This window comes from Streptomyces sp. NPDC028910, assembly GCF_055564955.1.
Genome location: NZ_JBVHVF010000005.1, coordinates 152,904 through 167,970, shown reverse-complemented (window position 1 = coordinate 167,970; position 15,067 = coordinate 152,904). Strand labels below are relative to the sequence as shown.

Here is a 15,067-nt window from a genome sequence, read left to right as displayed (position 1 = left end):
CGATCAGTCAAGCATCCCACTAGGACAAGGGCTGAGCTCGGCATAGGAAGAGCGCCCTCCCCGGGCCGTCTTGGGGCCGTGGGAGGGCGCTCGTTGGTGACCAACGTTGACAACTGGTGGCGGCTCAGCCGCTGGTCAGCGCGTTGGTCGGTTGCTCAGCCGCAGGTGAGAGCGGTCGGGCGTCAGTTGTGGCTGTGTTGCGCGTTTAGGCACGCAACGACGAACTCGGTGAAACGGCCGGTGTCTGCGAAGTAGTTCGGGTACGCGTCGCGCAGCTGGCTGATCCGGGCGATGTTGATGAGCACCGCGTCCAGGTCCCCGTCGTCCAATGCCTCCAACTCGGTGATCCGGTCCTCTGCGGCGGCCAGCGTCTCGTGTACCGTCACTGTGAGCCGTCCCTCTGTCCGCCAGAGCTCGAGGGTCAGGGTGTTCCGCCGGTCCGTCTTGGCGTGCTCGCCCACGATCGCCGCGTAGCCCCTAAGCCGATCCAGAACGCCGACGTTCGCCTCCAGACGCGCCAACTCAGCCGCCAACTCCTCCCGCGTCCCCTCGGCGCCGGGTACCTGGGTGGTGCCTTCCTCGTACGCCATGAGCGAGCCGACCAGGACGAAGAACCTGAGCACGTCCGCGTCGCCCTTCCCGTACTTCAGCTCGCTGCCCGAGAACAAATCCATGGTCTCGACGGCGGTCGCCCAGGCGTGCTGGAGCAGCGTGCGCACCTGCAGCTCGATCTTCAGACCGTGGTATTCATCTTTCGAAGCTCCATACTCGTACACCAGGTGAACACCCCGGTAGCCAGAATCACGTGGCCCCGGGTCATCACGTAGGTAGTCGTAGACCTTCTTGACGCGGTTCTTACTCCGTGGCAAGTCCACCAGGACTCTGACCAACTCGTCCACCTCGGCGACGGTGCCGAAGACCACCCGGCAGCCCCCCAAGTCCTGCATGGTGGTCACGCTCATCGTGGGGTGGCGCTTCAGCTTGTCCAGGATCGTGGGCAGGCGCTTCCGGCGCTCGGCCACGACGGCGTTCGGGTTCACGTCGAGCGCTCGCTGCCGCACGGTCACGGTCACCGCGTTCAGAGGAAATGCGTGGGCGAGACGGTAGTTGCTCAGGACCTCCCGCGCCTCCCGGATCTCCTCGGGCATGCCCGTCCCCTTACCGATCGTCCGGCTCGCGCGTTGGACGCGCTTGTTCGAGTTCTCAGGGACCACCCACTTCTTCATGGTCGCGACCGTACAGGGCCGCGCCGACGCCCGCCTGCGGTTATCGCCGCGGCGAGGGCCGTGCCACATCGTGCGGGGAACCACGGGGAACGAGGGGCATGTTCGGGCTTTGGGGCAGGCCTTCCCTCAGCAGGAGTCCCCTGGAGGCGGCGGCCTATTTGTGGACCAGCATGTGCAGACGGATGACTCATGAGCCCGTGACCTGCTGAAACAGGCGAACCGCACGGGGCCTCCGGAGCCGTGTGCGCAGGTTCGAATCCTGCCGGGGGCACTCCAGCCGGAACAAAGCGATCAACACGCTGACCAGCTGAAGTGCCAAGCACGAAGGCCCGAACTCAGTACCGCTGAGTCCGGGCCTTTGTCGTGGTCCGGCGTGAGGGTGTGTGGGGGCGGCGGCAGTCAGCCGTATCAGTGCTTACCGATCGTGCGCCCTCTTAGCAGCGCTCGCCTGGGTCGTCGAGATCGTTATCCGGCCGCCTGGTGTGGTTCATCGACGTTTCAGCAGCCTCCACGGCGGGTTAGAAGATGCCCTCCTGGGTTGCGCCGATGTGGGTCCAGTCGCCGAACTGGCCGGCCGGGAAGTCCTTCAAGCTGACGAAATCACCACTGGCATCGAGCTCGCCCGATGCCGCGGCTCGGGTGTTTTTGTTGTAGAAGAAGAGCCTGCGGCGGGTGGGCACGATGTGGGTCCAGTCTCCGAACTGGCCGGCCGGGAAGTCCTTCAAGTTGACGAAGTCTCCGCCGTCATCGAGCTCGCCCGATCCGGCAGCCCGTGTGCCCTTGCTGTAGAAGAAGAGCTTGGAGGCGCCTTCGTCGAAGACGATGTGGGTCCAGTCGCCGAACTGGCCGGCGGGGAAGTCCTTCAAGTTGACGAAGTCGCCGCCGTCATCGAGCTCGCCCGATGCGGCACCCCGCGTGCCCTTGCTGTAGAAGAAGAAGCGGGCGAAGAGGTCGCCGCCGGCGAAGAGGATGTGGGTCCAGTCCCCGAACTGCCCAGCGGGAAAGTCCTTCAAGTTGATGAAGTCGCCGCCAGCATCGAGCTTGCCCGAACCGGCAGCTCGCGTGGCCTTGCTGTAGAAGAAGATCTGGACGCCGTCGGGCACTATGTGGGTCCACTCCCCGAACTGGCCGGCCGGAAAGTCCTTCAAGTTCACGAAGTCGCCACTGCCATCGAGCTCGCCCGATCCCGCAGCTCGCGTGTCCTTGCTGTAGAAGAAGAGCTGGCCACCGGCCGGCACGATGTGGGTCCACTCCCCGAACTGGCCGGCCGGAAAGTCCTTCAAGTTCACGAAGTCACCATGGCCATCGAGCTCGCCCGTTCCCGCAGCTCCCGTGTCCTTGCTGTAGAAGAAGAGCATGGCGTTGCCTCCCGCTTTCGTTACTGTCGATTCACCAGTGCCAGCGCGGATGCACCGACCAGACTGCCGGATATGCCGTCCGGAGCCCCACAGGCCATCCTGCGCAGGGGGAACCTCCATGGCTTGCGGGCGAGGGCCATGTGGGGGGGCGAGAGGCGCCGGATCAGGGTCGAGAGGCCGTCTCGTGACGTCGGCGTCAACGCGAGGGCGGCGCCCGGCCCGGCGTGGGCTCGGACGGTTCCGGTGGTCTGTACGAGGAAGGTGGGGCGGGGTCTGTGGGTTTTGGGGGGTGGGTAGGGATGCGGGGCGTGCGTAGGGTGGTTTCTGAGGCCGCATTGTGCCGTTGACCTGGTGCTTTGCGGGGAGTAGCGCGCATGAGGATGAGGCGGCATGGATGCGTGAGCTGGTGGAGACGGCGCGGCAGTGGGTGGCCGAGGGGCGGGCGGGGTTTCTGGCCCGGCCCGTGACCGAGCAGGGGTTCGGGCCGCGGGATCCGGCCGGGGCCCTGCTCGTCGATGCGCGGGGGGAGTGTGTCGGCGCCCTGTACCGGGGGGTCTTCGATGCCGAGCTCGCCGCCGAGGCGGGGGCCATGGCGGCCGGGGCGACGGCGCGGGTGTGCGAGGTGTCCGTGCGCGGGGCCGAGGCGATGGCGGCGAAGCTGACCTGTGGTGGGCAGGCCGAGGTGCTGCTGCAGCCGCTCACGGCGATCCCGGCCGAGTGGTGGGAGCTGCTCGGCGACGGGGTCGGGGTGGCGTTGGTGACCCGGCTGAACGAGGCCGCCGACCAGGCCGTGAGTCACGTGGTACGGGCCGTGGACGCGCCGGTCGACGATGCCGAGCGGCGGGCCGGCGAGCTGCTGGCCACCCGGCGGCCCGGGCGGGACGCGCTGTACGGGGAGTCCGGGCTGGTGCTGGTCGAGGCGTACCCGTCGGCCCCGTACGTGGTCATCGGGGGCGGCGGTGAACTGGCCGAGATCATCGAGCGGCAGGCGCTGCTGCTGGGCTGGGAGGCCGTACGGGTCGAGGCCGCCGAGGAGGCGAGCAAGGTGATCCAGGCACGGCGGGACGCCGCGTGCGTGGTCATGCTGAGCCACGACGAGGAGTTCGACGTCCCTACGTTGCGGGTCGCGCTGGCCGCCGGGGTTCCGTACATCGGGGCGCTCGGGTCGCGGCGTACGACGGCACGGCGGCGGGAAGGGCTGCTCGCGGCGGGAGTGAGCGAGGCTCAACTGGCCCTCGTGCACGGGCCGATCGGGCTGGACCTCGGCGCCCGCACCCCGGCGGAGACCGCACTGGCGATCTGCGCCGAGATCCTGGGCGTGCTCGGGAAGCGCAAGGCCGGCGCACTGCGGGACTCCGAGGGGCCCCTCAGCTCCTAGTAGGCCGCGTTCGACCTCCTAGGTCGAGTCCGACGCCTAGGTCGAGTTCGACGCCTAGGTCGTGTACGACTCTTCGTAGGTCGCGTCCGGACGATCTTTGGGGATCAGGCCGCGGCCCTGCTCGCGGCTCCTTCCGCTACCGGACCGGCCAGGCCGATGTCCGAGCGGCCGTGGATGTTGTCGCGGCGCTCGGCCTCCGCGTAGAGCTGGTCGTACGTGGGGCCCTGGGCGCTGGAGTGGGAGCTCAGGCGGCCGTCGCGCCTACCCCGGTTGCAGCAAGGTATCCGGACCGCAGGTGCGCATATCACGTCTAAGTGCGGGAAAATGGTGTGTATGGACATGATCCTGAGCGCGGACGCGATTCTGACCGACATCGTGTGGTTCCTGGTCGTCGGGCTGGTGATCGTCGGTTTCCTGCTCGGCGGTTTCAAGCTGGGTCAGCGGGTCCGGGCCAAGGAGCCCCCGCCCCCCTCTCCGGAGGAGCAGCCGCACCTGCCCAATGGCGGGGCCGTCCATGAGGTGCGCGAGGAGCGGGACCCCGTGGAGATCCCCGAGGGCGGCCTGAGGCCCCACGAGATGCAGGGCTTCGGAAACTTCGGCTCCACGACCTCCAGTCATCCGGACGACGTCCGGGCGGAGCGCGAGTCCGGTTACAAGCGACCCGAGGGGCCCGGCCCGCACCCGCAGCCGGGTGCTCCCCCGGGCACGGGGCGTGGCGCGCACGAGTGACCAGAGTGACCAGAGTGACCATGAGTGAGCACGAGAGCGGTTAGCGGCGAGCCGCGACGACCCGGCGACCCTCTGGCCCGCGCCTCCCGCGCGGGTCAGAGGTCTGTCCGCAGCCGGAGCACCTCCGGCGGCGGGTGCCTGGTCGAGGTGTGCCGGACCTCCGCCGTGAGGGGCGGGTCGAGCGGGCGGTAGGGGACCTCTCCGAGCCCGATCGCGGTCGCGGTGGCGGTGGCGTTGGCGGCGGGGGTCCCCGTCGCGGCGGCCCCCGGCTCGGTCGCCGCGCGGGCGGCGACCGCCTCCGCCACCTCCGCGCGCAGCGCCGCGGTCAGCGGGCTCGACACCAGCGGGGTCTGGTCCCCGACCGGCAGTACGAGCACCAGGGCGAGCGGCCGGCGCGCGGTGCCGGTGTAGCCGACCACCGCCGCGTCCCGGACGTCCGTGTGCCGGAGCTTCTGCCAGCCGCGCCGCCCTGCCGGGTAGGCCTGGTCGAGGCGTTTGACGACCAGGCCCTCGATGCCGCTGGCGGGCAGGGCGTCGTACCAGGTGGCGGCCACTTCCGGGTCGGTGGTCATCGGCACCGGCTGCAGCGGCGGCCCGAGCGGCAGGAGGAGGTCGACGAGGAGGGCCCTGCGCCGCTCGTACGGGCGGGCGCGCACGTCGAGCCCGGCCAGTTCCAGCACGTCGAAGGCGGCGTACGAGGCCGGCAGGCTCTGCGCGAGCGCGGCGGCCCGGGCGGCGGTGGCGGCCGCCGCCCGTCGCTGCACCAGCGCGAAGTCGGTACGGCCCGCGTGCCAGACCACCACCTCGCCGTCGAGGACCGTCCCGGCGGGCAGCTTCAGCGCGGCCGCGGCCAGCTCCGGGAAGGCGCTGGTCACGATCCGGCCGGAGCGCGCCTGGAGGACGACGTCCTCCGCGGTGCGCAGCACGACGAGGCGGTGGCCGTCGAACTTCGGCTCGTAGGCCAGTCCCGCACGGCGCGGCAGGGTGCGTACGGCGGCGGCCAGCGCGACGCGGATCACGACCGGCCTCCAGGCAGTCTCCCGGCTCTGCCGAGGTCGGTCAGCGGGCCGAAGAGGTCCCCGTCGCGGGCCAGCCGCGGCGCGATGTCGTCGGCGAGGAAGACCAGGTCCTCAGGGGTGCGGCAGGCCTCGACCTCCTCCCAGGACACGGGCGCGGACACGGTCGGGCGGGCCCGCGCGCGCAGCGTGTAGGGGGCGGCGGTGGTCTTGGCGGCGGCGTTCTGGCTGTGGTCGACGAAGACCTTGCCGGGGCGCAGGGCCTTGGCCATGCGGTGCACCACCAGGTCGGGCAGTTCGCGCTCGGCCTCCTGCGCGAGCCGCTTCGCGTACGCGGACACCTGCTCGGACGGGGTCGGCTCCAGCGGGACGGCCAGGTGCATGCCCTTGGAGCCGGAGGTCTTGGCGTAGGCGTGCAGACCGTCGGCGGCGAGCCGCTCGCGCAGCCAGAGCGCGGCGGCGCAGCACTCGACGACGGTGGCGGGCGGGCCGGGGTCGAGGTCGAGGACCATCCGGTCGGCGACGGCGGGGCTGCCGGCGGGCCACTGGTGCGTGTGGAACTCCACGACGAGGTTGGCGGACCACATGAGGGTGGCCAGATCGGCGACGACCACCTGTTCGGCGGAGAGGTCCTCGGAGCGTGGCACGGGGGTGGTCTTCACCCAGGTGGGTGTGCCCGGCGGCGGATTCTTGGTGAAGAAGAGCTGGCCGTCCGGTCCGTCGGGGTAGCGCAGGAAGGACACCGGCCGGTTGTGGATGTGGGCCAGCAGGGGGCTCGCGACGGTGGCGTAGTAGTGCAGCACCTCGCCCTTGGTGAAGCCGGTCTCCGGGTAGAGGACCTTGTCGAGATTGCTGAGCGCGATGCGACGGCCCTCCACCAAAGTGATCGGCGTCATACGATGAGACTGCCACGAATCGGGAGGAACCGTGCGATCCATTTGGAACGGGGCGATCTCCTTCGGCCTGGTCAGCATTCCGATCAAGCTCGTGAACGCCACTGAGAGCCACTCGATCTCCTTCCGTCAGATCCACCTCGCCGACGGCGGGCGGATCCGCTACCGCAAGGTGTGCGAGCTGGACGGCGAGGAGGTGACGAGCGCCGAGATCGGCAAGGGGTACGAGGAGGCCGACGGGTCGGTCATCCCGATCACCGACGAGGACCTCGCGCAGCTGCCGCTTCCGACCGCCAAGACGATCGAGATCATGTCGTTCGTACCGGCGGAAGAGATCGATCCGCTGCAGATGGACGCGGCGTACTACCTCGCGGCGAACGGGGCGACGGCGGCGAAGCCGTACACGCTGCTACGGGAGGCCCTGAAGCGGAGCAAGAAGGTCGCGATCGCCAAGTACGCGCTGCGGGGGCGGGAACGGCTGGGCATGCTGCGGGTCGTCGACGACGTGATCGCGATGCACGGGCTGTTGTGGCCGGACGAGATCCGGGCGCCGGAGGGGGTGGCGCCGGAGGTCGCGGTGTCGGTGCGGGAGGCCGAACTCGACCTGGCGGACGCGCTGATGGCGACGCTGGGTGAGGTGGAGATGACCTCGTTGCACGACGACTACCAGGAGGCCGTGGAGGCGATGATCGCGGCGAAGGCGGGTGGGGCGTTCGAGCCGACGGAAGCCGTGGTGGAGCCGGCCGGGGGGCAGGTGATCGACCTGATGGCGGCGCTGGAGAAGAGCGTGCGGGCGGCGAAGGCCTCCCGGGGCGAAGCGGGGGAGGCCGGAGCCGGGGCCGGGGCCGGGGCCGGGGAGGCCGGGGCCGAGGCCGAAGTGACGCCGATTCGGCGCAAGGCGGCGTCGGCTGCGCCGAAGGCGGTGGGCGGGAAGAAGTCGACGGCGGCTTCGGCCAAGAAGACGGCGGCGTCGGCGGGGACGAAGAAGACCACCACGGCCAAGGCGACGAAGGCGGTGAAGTCGGCCAAGACGACCAAGACGACCAAGTCGGCGGCTACGAAGTCCACTTCGGCCTCCGCGAAGAAGGCGTCGGCGGGTGCGAAGAAGGCGGCGACGCCGCGGAAGCGGTCCTCCGCCTGACGGGGGGGGTGCGTGGGGCGGGCGGCGTGGGCGGGCCTCCGGCGCGCTGGTCCCCGCCCCGGCCCGCTCCGCCCTGTCTCCATCCCCCGACTCCGTCCGGGGAACGCCCAGCTGGGGCTCCGCCCCAGTCCCGCGCCTCGACCGCCGGCGGGCGGCGGGAGGGCGCGGCGGGGTGGGCCGGTTGGCGGGCGGGCGGGCCTCAAGCGCCCGCAGGGCTGGGAGGTGCGCCGGGCGGGCGGGGCTGGTGGGCCGGTGCCTCATGTGCCCGCGGGCGACCAGGAGATGGGATGCGGGGGGCGCACCTGGTGCACCGTGGGGCGACCAAGAACTGCGGCGCGGTGGTGGCGCGCCACATGCCCCTGCGGCGACCAGGAGGTGCGGCACGGTGGGTGGGTGGCCACATGCCCGCGCGGCGACCAGCAAGTGCGGCGCGGTGGGAGGGCGGGCCACACGCCCGCGCGGCGACCAGCAAGTGCGGCACGGTGCGTGGGCGGGCACATGCCTGTGCGGCGACCAGCAAGTGCGGCACGGTGCGTGGGTGGCCACATGCCCGCGCGGCGACCAGCAGTTGCGGCACGGCGGTGGCGGCGCCATATGCCCGGGCGGCGACCAGCAGGTATGGCGCGGCGGTGGCCGCGCCATATGCCCGGGCGGCGACCGCGGGGTGGGGCGCGGGGTGAGCGCGCAACGTGTGCCCGCGCGGCGACCAGGCGAGTGCCGCGCGGTGATGGGCGCGCCACATGCCCGCATGGCGGCCAGGGAGTGCGGGTGGGCGGGCCTCGTGTCCGCGCGCGGCTGGAGGGTGGGGGTCTCAGGTGTTGGTGGGGGTGGGTGGGGGTAGCCAGGTTCTTGTGTCGCGGGCTCGGGCGAACAGGGCTTCGATGTCCGGGGGTTTGAGGGTCGTGGGGGCTGTCGTGAGGTCCGGGGTGGCCGTCGGGGGCTGGAGGATGCGGATGTCGCGGGCGGTGGGGGCCGTCTCGACGCGGGAGGCGTCCACCAGGGCCAGGGCCGGGGTGACTTCGGCGGTCAGGGCCAGGGTGGCGAAGGCGGCCGCGCGGCGGGCCCAGCGGGGGTCCGGGCGGGGTTCCGCACGGCCCACCGTGAGCAGCAGGTCGCCGACCAGCGCGCGCTGGCGACGGCCCGGGACCGTACGGACGCAGAAGATCCCGGCCGGGCCGATGAGCAGGTGGTCGATGCGGCCCAGGCCCGCCCCCGTCCCCGCGCCCGGCCCCCGCAACGGCAGCGGGACGCAGTGCAGGATCCGCCAGCCGTCCGGCTCCAGGGCGTCGAAGGTGTCGCCCATCCGCTGCTGTGCGATCAGCTCCTGGCGCAGGCGGTGCCGGGCGCGGGCGCCCGCCGGGCGGTGTTCCAGCTCCCCCAGCAGGCTCTCGCCCGGGCGGTTCGGGGCCAGGTCGGCGTCCGGCGGGAGGGCGAGGCGCAGCAGCTCGGCGGCCGTCGGGACCGGAGGCGGGCCGATCGAGACCGTCCCGCTCAGGTAGGGGCGTAGCGCCGCCAGGATCGCCTCGCGGTGATCGTCCGCGAGCACGCTGATCCGGTTGGCCTGCCGGTCGTACCAGGCCACCGCCTGCCCGTCGGGCAAGTTGACGTACAGCCGGCCGCGGCCGGGCCGGCCGCTCGGCAGGACCTTGAGTCCGTGCATCCCCTCACCCCCGCCGTCCATGGGAACAGCCGGGACGCCGCACGGCAATCCCTCGGTTGTGTAACGACTCCGACGGAACCTTGCGACTTCGCTGTTACACGAACGGGGCTCCGCCGCAATGGCCGCCGCCTAGGTTGGTCCAGGGTCCCCTGGATACGCCAACCCCTGACAACCCCTGACCAGCATCGAAGGACTTCCTGTGAGCACCGTCAGCCGCCGCACTCTCGTTCGCGCCGCCGCCGTGACCGCATGTGCCGGAAGCCTGCTGGCGCTGCCGACCGCCGCTGCTCTGGCCGAGGGGGTGCCGGCCGCCTCGTCCGCGCACTCCGCGGCCCCGCATCGGAGCCTGGTCAAGAGCCTCTCCCTCGCCGACGGCCTCTCCACGGCGAAGGTCTACCGCACGGCCAAGGGCACGTACCAGGCCGAGATCCTGACCGCCGACGGCGCCAAGGCCGCCACCCTGACCAGCCGTGACGGGATCACCGCTTTCGGCGGCGCCGGGGACCTGCACGCCGCGCTGGACTCCGCCGGGCGGCTGACCTCCTGGGTGGGCGCCGCGCCCGCGCAGGGCGCCGGCCACCCCGTCGCGGGCGACGGGCACAAGACCGGGACCCGTAGCGGGCAGGTGGTCCGCGCCTCTGCTCCGCAGCAGGCGGCCGATGGCGGCAGCCGCGCCCTCGCCGCCGGATCCGCCGACGGGCGGCGTCTGAGTACGCTGGCCGACGGGCCGGGGGACGGCGTACTGCTGCTCGCGGCGGGCGCGGGTATCGCGGCCGTGGGCGCCGCCGGGCTCGGCTTCGCGATGCTGCGCCGAGGGCGCACCGACAGCTGACGCGTCGACGCCGCCGGCGTACGCGAAAAGGGGCGTACCTCTGCATGGCGTTCCGCATAGGGTTCCGCGTAGGCGTGGACGCGATCGGCCGTCTTGGCGCGGGCAGAAGGGCGGCACAGGGGGCTGTGAACAGGTTTCGCTTCCGTGCGGCTGTGCTCTACGGCGTTCCGGCCCTCGCGCTGCTCCCGTTGCTCCCGCTGTTGACGGGCTGCGGTGACGCCGGCGGGTTGGTCGGCGCCGGCGCCACCGCGACCGCGAGCGGGCCCGTACACCTGTGGCCCGACCGCCGGGGGGCGTCCGTACCGCCCGCCGATCCGGGTGGGGCACCGCCCGAGTACGTGAAGGGGATCCCGCCCGTCCAGAACCAGAACGTGCACGGCGTCGACCCGGTGGCCCTCGTCCAGGCGGAGCTGCGGGCCCACCCGAACGCCGAGGTCGGGGCCGACGGAATGCCGGCCGCGACGGCGGCCGCGATCAACGCGTGCGGGAAGGACGGCGCGGGGCCCGCGGCGTGCCCGGTGCTGGCGCCGTACTACCGGGACCTCACGGGCAACGGCGTCGACGATCTGATCGTCGGCATCGAGTTCCCGGACAAGAGGATGTCCGTACGCGTGTACACGGCGGACACCGACGGGCGGCTCAACCGGATCATGGCGACCACGCAGACCGTCATCTCGGTGGAACTGGCCGGGCGGGACGTGATCCTGCGGGCGCCCAGCGGGAACCACGGCTACGAGCTGATCACCGCCTGGTCCTGGGACGAGAAGCAGCTCACGATGTTGCCGACGCGCGAGCAGATCGTACGGGTCCCGGGGAATCCGCAGGCCCCGGCCGCCCCGCGGGCTCCGGCGCCGAGCGCTCCATGAGGCTGGCGGGGCTGCGGCTCCGGCTCCGGGCTCCGGCTCCGGCTCCGGCTCCGGGCTCCGGCTCCGGCTCCGGCTCCGGGCTCCGGGCTCCGGCTCCGGGCTCCGCGAGTACCGCCGCACCGTGCGGGTGACCAGTAGCCGGGCTGCGCCCGGACCTGGGGCTCCGCCCCAGACCCCGCGCCTCAAACGCCGGCGAGGCTGGGTTTGGGCGCGGCCGACCCCGCCGGCGAGGCTGGGTTGAGGCGCGGCCAGCCCGGGGGCTCGTCAGGCCGCGCGTCAAACGCCGGCGACGCTGAGGTTTCAGGCGTGCGGGTTCTTCGACCAGGGCCAGCGGGCCTTCGGCTTCGTGCCTGAGGGGACGTACTCGTACTTCCAGCCCTTCTGCAGGCCCAGCCGCTTCGAGTAGCCCGAGGGGACGCGTTCGTAGAGCAGCACCGTCGGCGGGCCGTCCGGCGTGGGGACGGGGATCTCGTACCACTTCGGGGGGTGTCCGGTCGGGCCGAGGAGGATCGGGAGGACCCGGCCGTCCATCGGGCCGCCCTCGAACGGGGTCGGTTGGCTTCTCACCCCACCAGTGTCACAGCAGGTGGGCGGCCTCGGAGACCACCGGGACCACGCGGCGTGCCAGGACCCCGACCGGACCGTCGGCCGACTCCAGGGCGAGGGCCGCACGCGCGGCGGCCGCGGTTTCGGGATCCGTGGCCGCGGTGGCCGTCAGCAGGGCGATGAACTGGTCCAGCAGCCAGTCCCGGAGGGAGCCGACCTCCGGCTTCTTGCCCTCGTCGATCCAGATGAGGGAGGCCGCCTCGACCGCCGTGATCCACGTACGGACCATCATGCGCAGCCGGGGTCCGGGGGCCGGCACCCCCAGGTGCAAGAGGATCGCCTCCGCGGCGGCCCGGCGGATGCCGTCCACCGTGGCCGTCGTGCGGGAGGTCTCCACGACGCTGCCGCCCTGGAGGAGGGCCGCGAAGCCGGCGTCGTGTTCGTCGACGAAGGCGAGGTAGCGGTCCAGGGCCCGGGACAGACGCCGGGTCAGGGGGCCCTGCTGGGGTTCGGCGAAGCAGAGTTCGAGGACGTCCGCCGCCGAGCGGAGGGCGGCCTCGTAGAGCTGCTGCTTGCCGCCCGGGAAGTAGCGGTAGACGAGCGGGCGCGAGACCCCGGCGGCCTCCGCCACGTCGTCCAGCGAGACCTCCTCCGGCGCCCGGTGCGCGAACAGCGAGAGGGCGGCGTCGAGGAGTTGGGCTCGCCGCTCCTCGACGCTCAGCCTGCGGTAGGCGCGTACGGTCATGTCCGCAGGGTAGCCCCGCGGGGGTCGGTCCAGGGGGGTCTTGCCGATCGGACCGGCCCGGCGTGATCGGCTAGACCCCCGCCGGCGAGACACCCGCCGGCCAGACACCTGCCGGCGAGAGACCCGCTAGGCCAGGAGTCCCGAGCTCTGCCACAACTTCCGGCCCACTCCGCGCAGTACGCCGATGTCGTCGAGGAAGTCGGTGAGCCGCTTGGCGCCGCTCTGCATGACCTCGCGGCGGTGCCCGCTCGCCTTGACCTGGGCGACGGCTTCGCGGCGGTCCAGGCCGATGTTGTCGTAGACGGCCGGGTTCACGAAGGCGAGCGAGAAGACGCGGGCGGCCTCGCCGCAGCTGATCCGGGTGAGCTCCTGCTCCCAGCGCGGGGCCGTCAGCATCTGGCGGCGCAGCTCCTCGCGGGCGTACCGGACGTGCCGGGCCTCCTCGATGACGTGGATCCGGGTGACCCCGCGGACCAGCGGCTGGACGCGCTCGTCCGGGAAGGTCAGGCGCTGCATCCAGTCGAGGATCTCCTCGCCGAGGAGGGTGCATGCGAAGGAGCCGGGGGTGGTCGAGACGGTCTTCAGGACCCGCGCGAGGTTGTGGTTGAGGCGGGAGACCGGGTACGCGGGGGCGCCGGCCTTCTGGATCAGGCGGGCGAACATCATCGAGTGGCGGCACTCGTCGGCGATCTCGGTGAGTGCGTAGCGCACGTGGTTGCTGGTCAGCGACTTGTCGTAGATGTGCCGGACCAGGAGCTGCATGAGGATGATCTCGAACCAGATGCCGAGCGAGCCGAGCGCCGCCGCCTCGTGGCGGGAGAGGTCGATGCGCTGCTCCTCCCCCATCTTCTTCCACAGCGGGGTGTCGTAGAGGGAGAGCAGCTCGGGCGGCCAGTAGTACTTGCCCTCGATCGTCGGGGCGTCCCAGTCGAGTTCTTTGTCGGGGTCGAAGGAGTGCTTGGCCGAGGATTCGAGCAGTCGCTCGGCGATCTGCTCCCGGTCCTTGAGCAGGCCGAGAGCGTCCCTGAGCGCGGCTCGTTCGGTCACGGTCGTCATGGCTTCGGACACCTCGTCGTCGAGTTACCGGCGGTCACTGGTTATGAGACTGCCTGTCAGCAAGGTCGTCAATCCCCCGCGCACGACTTGTTGACCCCGTGTCTACCAACGTGTGACGCTGCCAACTGTCCGGTCCCGCACGGCAGTACGTGAGACGAGGGGGCGTCAGTGTCGACGCACGAGCTCTACACCGAGGACCCGCGCGAGGCCGTCTGGCAGATCCCCGCCTCCGGCTCCGCCCGCTTCAACTGGGAGTACGACGAGGGCCGCGAGCGGCTCCTCGCGCTCTACCAGAAGGGCAAGGACAAGCAGTGGGACGGCGGCAAGCGCATCGACTGGGACATCGAGGTGGATCCGTACAATCCGCTGGGCACGCCCGACGAGGCCCTGCCGCTGTACGGGACGCGGCACTGGGCCAAGCTCAGCGCGAAGGACAAGGGCGAGCTGCGCCGGCATTACACCGCCTGGAACTTCAGCCAGTTCCTGCACGGCGAGCAGGGCGCGATGGTGTGCGCGGCGCGCATCGTGGAGTCGGTGCCGGACCTGGACGCGAAGTTCTACTCCGCCACGCAGACCATGGACGAGGCCCGGCACGCCGAGATCTTCGGGCGCTTCCTGCACGAGAAGGTCGGGATGCTGTACCCGATCAACGACAGCCTCCAGGGGCTGCTGGGCGACACCCTGCGCGACTCCCGCTGGGACATGCCGTACCTGGGCATGCAGGTGCTCATCGAGGGGCTGGCGCTGGCCGCCTTCGGCATGATCCGCGACACGACCGCCGAGCCGCTGCCGAAGCAGCTGCTGGCGTACGTGATGCAGGACGAGGCCCGGCACGTGGCCTTCGGGCGGATGGCGCTGCGCGACTACTACAAGCAGCTGACGGACGCCGAGCTGCGCGAGCGCGAGGAGTTCGTGATCGAGGGGTGCCACCTCATGCGGGACCGGCTGCTGGGGGTGGAGGTGCTGGAGAACTTCGGCATCCCGGGGAAGGAGGCGCAGCGGCTCAGCGAGCAGTCGGAGTTCCTGCACCTGTTCCGCAGGCTGCTGTTCAGCCGGATCGTGCCGTGCGTGAAGGACATCGGGCTGTGGGGCGGGCGGCTGCAGAGGGCGTACGTGGACATGGGCGTCTTCGAGATGGGCGACTCCAACCTGGACCTGCTGATGAGCCAGGACGAGGAGATCGCCGAGGCCCTCGACCGCCGGCGGTTCGCGGCCGAGGAGTCGCGGCGGGTGGCGGAGGTCGAGGCGGCCATCCAGGAGGGCGCGGACGCCTCCGGCTAGTGCTGTGGCCGGAAAGATTTGCCGGGTCGCGGCGTCCGGTGCATGGGGTCTCCCCAGGCCCGCAGGGCCTAGGGGAAGCGTCGCAAGGCGGAGGACCGCGGCTCGTACTGGACGCACTTGGGCGGTCCGACAACGCCGCGAGGTGCGGTGCCGGGGGCCGTGACCCGGTGAACCTTTCCGGTCACAGCACTAGCGCGTGCCCGCCGGATCACGGGGCCGGAGGTCCGGCTCCGGCGGGCGCGCAGGGTTCCCGTCGCCCTGGGTCCACGGGCAGACCACACCCCCATTCGAAGCGCACGCCGGCCGGCCGGCGCACGGGGGCCGGTGGGCCGCAGGCCGG

Annotated in this window: 14 protein-coding genes; 6 read left to right on the top strand and 8 right to left on the bottom strand. The window is 71.6% G+C overall.

What is annotated here, in order from left to right; genetic code table 11:
- Nucleotides 1-182: 182 nt before the first annotated feature.
- Nucleotides 183-1,226 (bottom strand): RelA/SpoT domain-containing protein, encoded by a 1,044-nt coding sequence (locus ACZ4TV_RS09700; RefSeq protein ID WP_468132548.1) that lies wholly within the window; start codon nucleotides 1,224-1,226, stop codon nucleotides 183-185.
- Between the two features lie 518 nt (nucleotides 1,227-1,744).
- Nucleotides 1,745-2,584: a hypothetical protein gene (locus ACZ4TV_RS09695; protein ID WP_468132546.1), complete on the bottom strand. Its 840-nt coding sequence runs from the start codon at nucleotides 2,582-2,584 to the stop codon at nucleotides 1,745-1,747.
- Between the two features lie 394 nt (nucleotides 2,585-2,978).
- Here ACZ4TV_RS09695 and ACZ4TV_RS09690 point away from each other — a divergent pair, with 394 nt between their 5' ends.
- Nucleotides 2,979-3,962: an XdhC family protein gene (locus ACZ4TV_RS09690; RefSeq protein ID WP_468132544.1), complete on the top strand. Its 984-nt coding sequence runs from the start codon at nucleotides 2,979-2,981 to the stop codon at nucleotides 3,960-3,962.
- A gap of 333 nt (nucleotides 3,963-4,295) precedes the next feature.
- Nucleotides 4,296-4,691, top strand: a complete 396-nt coding sequence (locus ACZ4TV_RS09685; protein ID WP_468132542.1) for a DUF6479 family protein — start codon at nucleotides 4,296-4,298, stop codon at nucleotides 4,689-4,691.
- Nucleotides 4,692-4,786: 95 nt separating this feature from the next.
- On the opposite strand, the gene ACZ4TV_RS09680 is transcribed toward ACZ4TV_RS09685, so the two are convergent.
- A complete protein-coding gene (locus tag ACZ4TV_RS09680; protein ID WP_468132848.1) occupies nucleotides 4,787-5,707 on the bottom strand; it encodes an ATP-dependent DNA ligase in 921 nt (306 codons plus the stop codon).
- Complete coding sequence (gene ligD, locus ACZ4TV_RS09675; protein WP_468132540.1) at nucleotides 5,707-6,603, bottom strand: non-homologous end-joining DNA ligase; 897 nt, start codon at nucleotides 6,601-6,603, stop codon at nucleotides 5,707-5,709. Before ligD ends, ACZ4TV_RS09680 begins: the two co-directional genes overlap by 1 nt.
- 31 nt (nucleotides 6,604-6,634) lie before the next feature.
- Between ligD and ku the strand changes: the two genes are divergently transcribed.
- Complete coding sequence (gene ku / locus ACZ4TV_RS09670; protein WP_468132538.1) at nucleotides 6,635-7,741, top strand: non-homologous end joining protein Ku; 1,107 nt, start codon at nucleotides 6,635-6,637, stop codon at nucleotides 7,739-7,741.
- Nucleotides 7,742-8,552: 811 nt separating this feature from the next.
- On the opposite strand, the gene ACZ4TV_RS09665 is transcribed toward ku, so the two are convergent.
- The gene (locus ACZ4TV_RS09665; protein ID WP_468132536.1) at nucleotides 8,553-9,401 is read right to left on the bottom strand and encodes a nuclease-related domain-containing protein; all 849 of its coding nucleotides are present in this window, start codon (nucleotides 9,399-9,401) and stop codon (nucleotides 8,553-8,555) included.
- A gap of 199 nt (nucleotides 9,402-9,600) precedes the next feature.
- Between ACZ4TV_RS09665 and ACZ4TV_RS09660 the strand changes: the two genes are divergently transcribed.
- Both ACZ4TV_RS09660 and ACZ4TV_RS09655 read left to right on the top strand, forming a co-directional pair.
- Nucleotides 9,601-10,233: a hypothetical protein gene (locus tag ACZ4TV_RS09660; RefSeq protein WP_468132534.1), complete on the top strand. Its 633-nt coding sequence runs from the start codon at nucleotides 9,601-9,603 to the stop codon at nucleotides 10,231-10,233.
- A 152-nt stretch (nucleotides 10,234-10,385) separates the two neighbouring features.
- Nucleotides 10,386-11,099, top strand: a complete 714-nt coding sequence (locus ACZ4TV_RS09655) for a hypothetical protein (protein ID WP_468132532.1) — start codon at nucleotides 10,386-10,388, stop codon at nucleotides 11,097-11,099.
- A 300-nt stretch (nucleotides 11,100-11,399) separates the two neighbouring features.
- Here ACZ4TV_RS09655 and ACZ4TV_RS09650 read toward each other — a convergent pair whose 3' ends face one another.
- The 3 genes from ACZ4TV_RS09650 to ACZ4TV_RS09640 all read right to left on the bottom strand — a co-directional run bounded on the left by ACZ4TV_RS09650 (nucleotide 11,400) and on the right by ACZ4TV_RS09640 (nucleotide 13,446).
- Nucleotides 11,400-11,666 carry a hypothetical protein gene (locus ACZ4TV_RS09650; RefSeq protein WP_468132530.1) on the bottom strand — a complete coding sequence of 89 codons (267 nt, stop codon included), beginning with the start codon at nucleotides 11,664-11,666 and terminating at the stop codon, nucleotides 11,400-11,402.
- A 10-nt stretch (nucleotides 11,667-11,676) separates the two neighbouring features.
- Nucleotides 11,677-12,390, bottom strand: coding sequence for a TetR/AcrR family transcriptional regulator (locus ACZ4TV_RS09645; protein ID WP_468132528.1), 714 nt, complete (start codon nucleotides 12,388-12,390; stop codon nucleotides 11,677-11,679).
- A 126-nt stretch (nucleotides 12,391-12,516) separates the two neighbouring features.
- The gene (locus ACZ4TV_RS09640; protein ID WP_468132526.1) at nucleotides 12,517-13,446 is read right to left on the bottom strand and encodes an AurF N-oxygenase family protein; all 930 of its coding nucleotides are present in this window, start codon (nucleotides 13,444-13,446) and stop codon (nucleotides 12,517-12,519) included.
- A 168-nt stretch (nucleotides 13,447-13,614) separates the two neighbouring features.
- Here ACZ4TV_RS09640 and ACZ4TV_RS09635 point away from each other — a divergent pair, with 168 nt between their 5' ends.
- Nucleotides 13,615-14,727, top strand: a complete 1,113-nt coding sequence (locus ACZ4TV_RS09635; RefSeq protein ID WP_468132524.1) for a ferritin-like domain-containing protein — start codon at nucleotides 13,615-13,617, stop codon at nucleotides 14,725-14,727.
- The last annotated feature ends 340 nt before the right edge of the window (nucleotides 14,728-15,067 follow it).

Bases quoted from the DNA above. Each gene is read 5' to 3' on its own strand.
- ACZ4TV_RS09700 (WP_468132548.1), bottom strand. From the start codon at position 1,226: ATGAAGAAGTGGGTGGTCCCTGAGAACTCGAACAAGCGCGTCCAACGC.
- ACZ4TV_RS09695 (WP_468132546.1), bottom strand. From the start codon at position 2,584: ATGCTCTTCTTCTACAGCAAGGACACGGGAGCTGCGGGAACGGGCGAG.
- ACZ4TV_RS09690 (WP_468132544.1), top strand. From the start codon at position 2,979: ATGCGTGAGCTGGTGGAGACGGCGCGGCAGTGGGTGGCCGAGGGGCGG.
- ACZ4TV_RS09685 (WP_468132542.1), top strand. From the start codon at position 4,296: ATGGACATGATCCTGAGCGCGGACGCGATTCTGACCGACATCGTGTGG.
- ligD (WP_468132540.1), bottom strand. From the start codon at position 6,603: ATGACGCCGATCACTTTGGTGGAGGGCCGTCGCATCGCGCTCAGCAAT.
- ACZ4TV_RS09665 (WP_468132536.1), bottom strand. From the start codon at position 9,401: ATGCACGGACTCAAGGTCCTGCCGAGCGGCCGGCCCGGCCGCGGCCGG.
- ACZ4TV_RS09645 (WP_468132528.1), bottom strand. From the start codon at position 12,390: ATGACCGTACGCGCCTACCGCAGGCTGAGCGTCGAGGAGCGGCGAGCC.
- ACZ4TV_RS09640 (WP_468132526.1), bottom strand. From the start codon at position 13,446: ATGACGACCGTGACCGAACGAGCCGCGCTCAGGGACGCTCTCGGCCTG.